Raw genomic sequence first — 5,830 nt, 5'->3', positions numbered from 1 at the left:
CTCTCGGCCGGCGGCACGCTCACGGCGGAGTTCGGCGCGCTCGGCGCGTCGGGCAGCGTCGCCGTGCTCGCGCTCGCCGGCAGCAGCCTGACGCTCTCGGCCGGCGTGGCCTGGGGGACGGGCCGGCTCGTCGCGACGGATGCGCGGACGCTCGCCGAGCCGCTGCTCGTCACCGCCGTGGCCCGCAACGGCAGCTTCGTCTGGGCCGCCGCGGCGGCCGCGCTCACGCCGCGGGCCGAGGCGCTGCTCGCGCTCGCCGTCACGGCGGTGTTCCTGCTGCCGGTCGCACTGCTCGGCTGGGGCCGGCTTCGCCCGCAGCGCCGCGGCTGACGCGGCGACCCCGCTCAGCTCGCGTCGATCTTGCCGAGGAAAGCCTGGAAGTCCTTCGCCTCGCGGAAGTTCTGGTAGACCGAGGCGAAGCGCACATAGGCCACCTGGTCCACGTCGCGCAGCGTGTCCAGCACCACGTCGCCGATGCGCCGGCTGGTCACCTCGCTGTCCGCCTCCACTTCCAGCCGGCGCTGGATGCCGTTGACGATGCGCTCGATGCGCTCCTCGTCGAAGGGGCGCTTGCGCAGCGCCACGCGCACGCTGCGCGCCAGCTTGTCGCGGTCGAAGGGCACGCGGCGGCCATCGGACTTGATGACGGTGAGCTCGCGCAGCTGCACGCGCTCGAAGGTGGTGAAGCGGTTGCCGCAGGCGGCGCAGGACCGGCGCCGGCGGATCGACGCGCCGTCATCCGCCGGACGGCTGTCCTTCACCTGGGTGTCCTCGTTCCCGCAGAAGGGACAGCGCATGGTTCGATGCCCTCAGACGCCGGGCGCGGCCACCCGGCCGCTCGGCTTCGCCGCGCCGCCGGTGCGCCTCGGGGCACTGGCAGGTGGGCGGCGCCGGCCGCTGTGCGGCCGGCTGGTCGATGCGCCGTCCGGGTCCTGGCCAGCTTGTGCCATCTGTCAGGCGTAGATCGGGAAGCGCCGGCACATCTCCAGCACGCGGCCCTTCACCCGTTCCTCGACGGCGGCGTTCGCCTCCGGCGCATTCGCGGCGGCCAGGCCGTCCAGCACCTCGCCGATCAGCTTCGCCACCTCGCGGAAATCCGCCTCCCCGAAGCCGCGCGTTGTGGCGGCCGGGCTGCCGAGCCGGATGCCGGAGGTCACCATCGGCTTCTCCGGGTCGAAGGGAATGGCGTTCTTGTTGCAGGTGAGGTGCGCGCGGTTCAGCCCGCCCTCCGCCACCTTGCCGGTCAGCTTCTTCGGCCGCAGGTCCACCAGCACCAGGTGATTGTCGGTGCCGCCGGTGACGAGATCCAGGCCCTGCGCCTGCAACTCCGCCCCCAGCGCCTTCGCATTGGCCACCACCTGCTTCGCATAGGCTCGGAACTCGGGCTTCAGCGCCTCGCCGAAGGCGACCGCCTTGGCGGCGATGACATGCATCAGCGGCCCGCCCTGCAGCCCCGGGAAGACCGCGCTGTTGAACTTCTTCGCCAGCGCCTCGTCATTGGTCAGGATCAGCCCGCCGCGCGGCCCGCGCAGCGTCTTGTGCGTGGTGGTGGTCACGACATGCGCATGCGGGAACGGGGACGGATGCGCCCCACCCGCGACCAGCCCGGCGAAATGCGCCATGTCCACCATGAAATACGCGCCGATCTCGTCGGCGATGGCGCGGAACCCCGCGAAGTCCCAGTGCCGGGCATAGGCGCTGCCGCCGGCGATGATCAGCTTCGGCCGGCTCTCCAGCGCGATGCGCCGGACCTCCGCCATGTCTATCAACTGGTCCTCGCGGCGCACCGTGTAGGGCACCGGCCTGAACCACTTGCCCGAGAGGTTGGCCGGCGACCCATGCGTCAGGTGCCCGCCCGCCGCGAGGTCGAGCCCCATGAAGGCGTCGCCTGGCTGCAGCAGGGCCAGGAACACCGCCTGATTGGCCTGCGCGCCGCTATGCGGCTGGACATTGGCGAAGCCACAGCCGAACAGCTTCGTCACGCGGGCGATCGCCAGGTCCTCGGCGATGTCCACGAACTCGCAGCCGCCATAGTAGCGGCGGCCGGAATAGCCCTCGGCATACTTGTTGGTCAGCACGCTGCCCTGCGCCTCCAGCACGGCGCGGGAGACGATGTTCTCGCTGGCGATCAGCTCGATGCCGTCCTGCTGCCGGCCGAGCTCCTGCGCGATGGCATGCGCCAGCTCCGGATCCGTCTCGGCGACCGAGGCCTGGAAGAAGCGCGCCGGGGTCACCGCGGGGGAGGTCTCGTTCATGGGCGCGGGCTCCATTCGGGTGTCAGTTTCCGCACGCGGCGCTCGTGACGGCCGCCGGCGAAGGGCGTGGCAAGGAAGGCGCGGAGCGCGTCCAGCGCCACCTCCGGGCCGATCACCCGGGCGCCGAGCGCCAGGATGTTCGCGTCATTGTGCTCCCGGCTCAGCCGCGCGCCGGTCACGTCGTGCACCAGGGCACAGCGAATGCCGGGATGGCGGTTGGCGGCGATCGAGATGCCGATGCCGGTGCCGCAGACCAGCACGCCGAAGCGCGCCCGCCCGTCCAGCACCGCGGCGGCCACGGCATTCGCGAAGTCCGGGTAGTCCACGCTCTCCGGCCCATGCGTACCCATGTCGAGCGTCGGATGGCCAGCCTGGTCCAGCGCCTCGCACAGCGTCGCCTTCAACGCGACGCCGGCGTGGTCGGAGCCCAGCGCGACCGGGATGTCCTGTGGGGTCATGGCCCAGGGTTACCACGCCCGGTGGCCCACCGGAACCACGGCCACAAGGTCTTGCGCCACGCCGCAGCCCTGCCCTGGCGGGCGCCGCCCGGAGCAGCCCCTTCCCCGCCCGGGCCCGGCCGGAGAAAACCCGCCCGGCCCTTCCCCTGCCCGCCGCGGTTGTGCCACGACTCCCGCCGCAAGGATCGGAGGAAGGCCGTGAGCCACACCAACCCGGAGACCATCGCGCTGCATGCCGGCTGGCGGGCCGACCCGACCACCGGCTCGGTGGCCGTGCCGATCCACCAGACGACCTCCTTCCAGTTCCAGGACACCGGCCACGCCCAGCGGCTCTTCGCCCTGCAGGAACTGGGGAACATCTACACCCGCATCATGAACCCCACCGTGGACGTGCTGGAGAAGCGCGTCGCGGCGCTGGAAGGCGGCGTGGCGGGCCTGGCGCTCGGCTCCGGCCAGGCGGCCACCACCTTCAGCGTGCTCAACCTCTGCGAGGCCGGGGACAACATCGTCTCCTCCACCGACCTCTATGGCGGCACCTGGAACCTCTTCGCCAACACGATGAAGCAGTTCGGCGTGGAGGTGCGCTTCGTCGATCCGAAGGACCCCGAGGCCTTCGCCCGCGCCACCGACGCCCGCACCCGCGCCTACTACGCGGAGACGCTGCCCAACCCGAAGCTGCAGGTCTTCCCGATCGCGGAGGTCGCGGCCATCGGCCGGAAGCTCGGCGTGCCGCTGATCATGGACAACACCGCCGCCCCCATCCTCTGCAAGCCGCTCGCCCTCGGCGCGGCGGTGGTGATGCACTCCACGACGAAGTGGATCGGCGGCCACGGCACCAGCATCGGCGGCATGGTCGTAGATGGCGGCAACTTCGACTGGGAAGCCCATGCCGAGCGCTTCCCCACGCTGAACAAGCCCGATCCCAGCTACCACGGCGCGGTCTGGACGCAGGCGGTGAAGCCGCTCGGCCCCATCGCCTACATCATCCGCATGCGCGTCATCCTGCTGCGCGACCTCGGCGCGCCGATGTCGCCGATGAACGCCTTCCTGACGCTGCAGGGGCTGGAGACGCTGCCGCTGCGCATGGAACGGCACTGCGCCAACGCGCTGAAAGTCGCCGCCTGGCTGGCCGGGCACCCGGCAGTGTCGCACGTCATCCATCCCAGCCTGATGGAAGGCGAACCGCGTCGCCGCGCCGATGCCGCGCTGAAGGGCGGCTATGGCAGCCTGCTCGGCTTCGAGCTGAAGGCGGGTGCCGAGGCCGGCCGCCAGTTCATCGAGGCGCTGAAGATGTTCTACCACGTCGCCAACATCGGCGATGCGCGGAGCCTGGCGATCCACCCCGCCACCACCACGCACAGCCAGCTCTCCGTGGAGGAGCAGGCGGCGTCCGGCGTCACCCCCGGCTATGTCCGGCTCTCCATCGGCATCGAGCACATCGACGACATCATCGCCGACCTCGACCAGGCGCTGGCCGCGGCCGGCGGGAGCATGAAGGCAGCGGCCGAATGACCATCTTCGAAAAGGGCCAGGTGCAGATCAGCGTCGAGCAGCCGCGCCAGCCTGGCGCCTTCCCCGCCATCCGTCCGCGCCGCAACCGCGTGGACGCCTTCACGCGGCGCCTGGTGGCGGAGCACCGCCTCTCGGTGGACGACCTGATCTGGCCGATCTTCGTCATCGAGGGCACGGCGACCGAGAGCGCGGTCGCCTCCATGCCCGGCGTGAAGCGCGTGACGCTGGATCGGCTGGCCGCGCATGTGGAGCCCGCGGCGAAGCTCGGCATCCCCGCGCTCGCCCTGTTCCCGGCCACGCCGACCGAGAAGAAGGACGCCGAGGGGACCGAGGCGAAGAACCCGGAGAACCTGATGTGCCGCGCCGCGCGGCTGCTGAAGGCGGAGTTCCCCGACCTCGGCCTGGTCGGCGACGTCGCCCTCGATCCCTACACCGACCACGGCCATGACGGCGTGCTGCGCGATGGTCCGGGCGGGCACTACGTGGCGAATGACGAGACGCTGGAGATCCTGGCGGTCCAGTCCGTCATCCAGGCGGAGGCCGGCATCGACGTCATCGCGCCCTCCGACATGATGGACGGCCGCGTCGGTGCCATCCGGACGGCGCTCGACTCCCGCGGGCTGATCCACACCCGCATCATGAGCTACGCCGCGAAATATGCCTCGGCCTTCTACGGCCCGTTCCGCGATGCGGTGGGCTCGGGCGGCGCGCTGAAGGGCGACAAGAAGACCTACCAGATGGACCCCGCCAACTCCGACGAGGCGCTGCGCGAGGTGGCGCTCGACCTCGCGGAAGGGGCGGACATGGTCATGGTCAAGCCGGGCATGCCCTATCTCGACATCGTGCGCCGGGTGAAGGACGAGTTCCGCGTGCCGACCTTCGCCTACCAGGTCTCCGGCGAATACGCGATGATCATGGCGGCCGTGCAGAATGGCTGGCTGAACCACGAGAAGGCGATGATGGAGAGCCTGCTCGGCTTCAAGCGCGCGGGCTGCGACGGCGTGCTGACCTATTTCGCGGTGGAGGCCGCGCGCCTCCTGAAGCGTGCCTGAGCGGGCGGCGCTGCGCCGCCCCTGGCACGGCGCCTCCGACCGGCACGAGGAGCCCGCGGTCGCAGCGCTGCGCCTGCAGCGCGCGGAGGTGGAAGCGCTGCTGGCCTTCCGTCATGCCGAGCCGGGCGACGAGGAGAACCTGGCCTGGTGGCGGCTGCAGCGCCTCCGCTGCGCACGCCGCGCGCTGCTGCCGGATGCCGAGCGCGCGACGCTGCCGTCCCTGCCTGCGCCACCCGCTCATGCGCTGTCCTGGTGGCAGGGCGTGAAGCTGCGGACGGGACGGCTCCGGCCGGAAGAGGAAGCGCCGCCCCGCTTCATCGCGCGCCGCCTGGAGGGGTGAGGCGCCGCCGCCGCCTCGCCGTCTGGCGCGCCACGCTGGATGCGCGCGGCGCGCGGATCGCGGCGGCATGGGACCTGCCGGCCGGCCCCGTCATCGCTGAGAGCCCGACCGCCCGCCTGGTGGCGATCGGCGCCGACCGCGTGCTCAAGCTGGCCCCGCCCGGCCAGGGCGTCGCGGCCGAGATCGCGGCGCTGCGCGCCATGCAGGGCCGCG

General features: G+C 71.7%; 8 protein-coding genes. 5 read left to right on the top strand and 3 right to left on the bottom strand.

The features are described 5' to 3' along the window. Nucleotides 1-330, top strand: a 330-nt coding sequence (locus OZN99_RS23605) for a hypothetical protein (RefSeq protein WP_270937706.1), incomplete at its 5' end; no start/stop codon positions are given. Nucleotides 331-344: 14 nt separating this feature from the next. Here OZN99_RS23605 and nrdR read toward each other — a convergent pair. From nrdR to rpiB, 3 genes are all read right to left on the bottom strand, one after another. Further along, complete coding sequence (nrdR, locus tag OZN99_RS23600; protein ID WP_270937705.1) at nucleotides 345-797, bottom strand: transcriptional regulator NrdR; 453 nt, start codon at nucleotides 795-797, stop codon at nucleotides 345-347. A 156-nt stretch (nucleotides 798-953) separates the two neighbouring features. Next, nucleotides 954-2,255, bottom strand: coding sequence for a serine hydroxymethyltransferase (glyA, locus tag OZN99_RS23595; RefSeq protein ID WP_270937704.1), 1,302 nt, complete (start codon nucleotides 2,253-2,255; stop codon nucleotides 954-956). After that, nucleotides 2,252-2,713 carry a ribose 5-phosphate isomerase B gene (rpiB, locus tag OZN99_RS23590; protein WP_270937703.1) on the bottom strand — a complete coding sequence of 154 codons (462 nt, stop codon included), beginning with the start codon at nucleotides 2,711-2,713 and terminating at the stop codon, nucleotides 2,252-2,254. Before rpiB ends, glyA begins: the two co-directional genes overlap by 4 nt. A 198-nt stretch (nucleotides 2,714-2,911) precedes the next feature. Between rpiB and OZN99_RS23585 the strand changes: the two genes are divergently transcribed. The 4 genes from OZN99_RS23585 to OZN99_RS23570 form a co-directional block, all read left to right on the top strand. Beyond that, nucleotides 2,912-4,225, top strand: coding sequence for an O-acetylhomoserine aminocarboxypropyltransferase/cysteine synthase family protein (locus OZN99_RS23585; RefSeq protein WP_270937702.1), 1,314 nt, complete (start codon nucleotides 2,912-2,914; stop codon nucleotides 4,223-4,225). Next, nucleotides 4,222-5,277 (top strand): porphobilinogen synthase, encoded by a 1,056-nt coding sequence (hemB, locus tag OZN99_RS23580; RefSeq protein WP_270937701.1) that lies wholly within the window; start codon nucleotides 4,222-4,224, stop codon nucleotides 5,275-5,277. Before OZN99_RS23585 ends, hemB begins: the two co-directional genes overlap by 4 nt. Continuing rightward, the gene (locus OZN99_RS23575; RefSeq protein WP_270937700.1) at nucleotides 5,270-5,617 is read left to right on the top strand and encodes a hypothetical protein; all 348 of its coding nucleotides are present in this window, start codon (nucleotides 5,270-5,272) and stop codon (nucleotides 5,615-5,617) included. Before hemB ends, OZN99_RS23575 begins: the two co-directional genes overlap by 8 nt. Then, a partial coding sequence (locus OZN99_RS23570) for a hypothetical protein (protein ID WP_270937699.1) occupies nucleotides 5,614-5,830 on the top strand: 217 nt, incomplete at its 3' end. The genes OZN99_RS23575 and OZN99_RS23570, both read left to right, overlap by 4 nt.

This window comes from Falsiroseomonas oryzae (genome assembly GCF_027856955.1).
Classification (GTDB): domain Bacteria; phylum Pseudomonadota; class Alphaproteobacteria; order Acetobacterales; family Acetobacteraceae; genus Falsiroseomonas; species Falsiroseomonas oryzae.
Note: the sequence above shows the minus strand (reverse complement) of the source record. Positions and strands in the feature narration are given on the sequence as shown.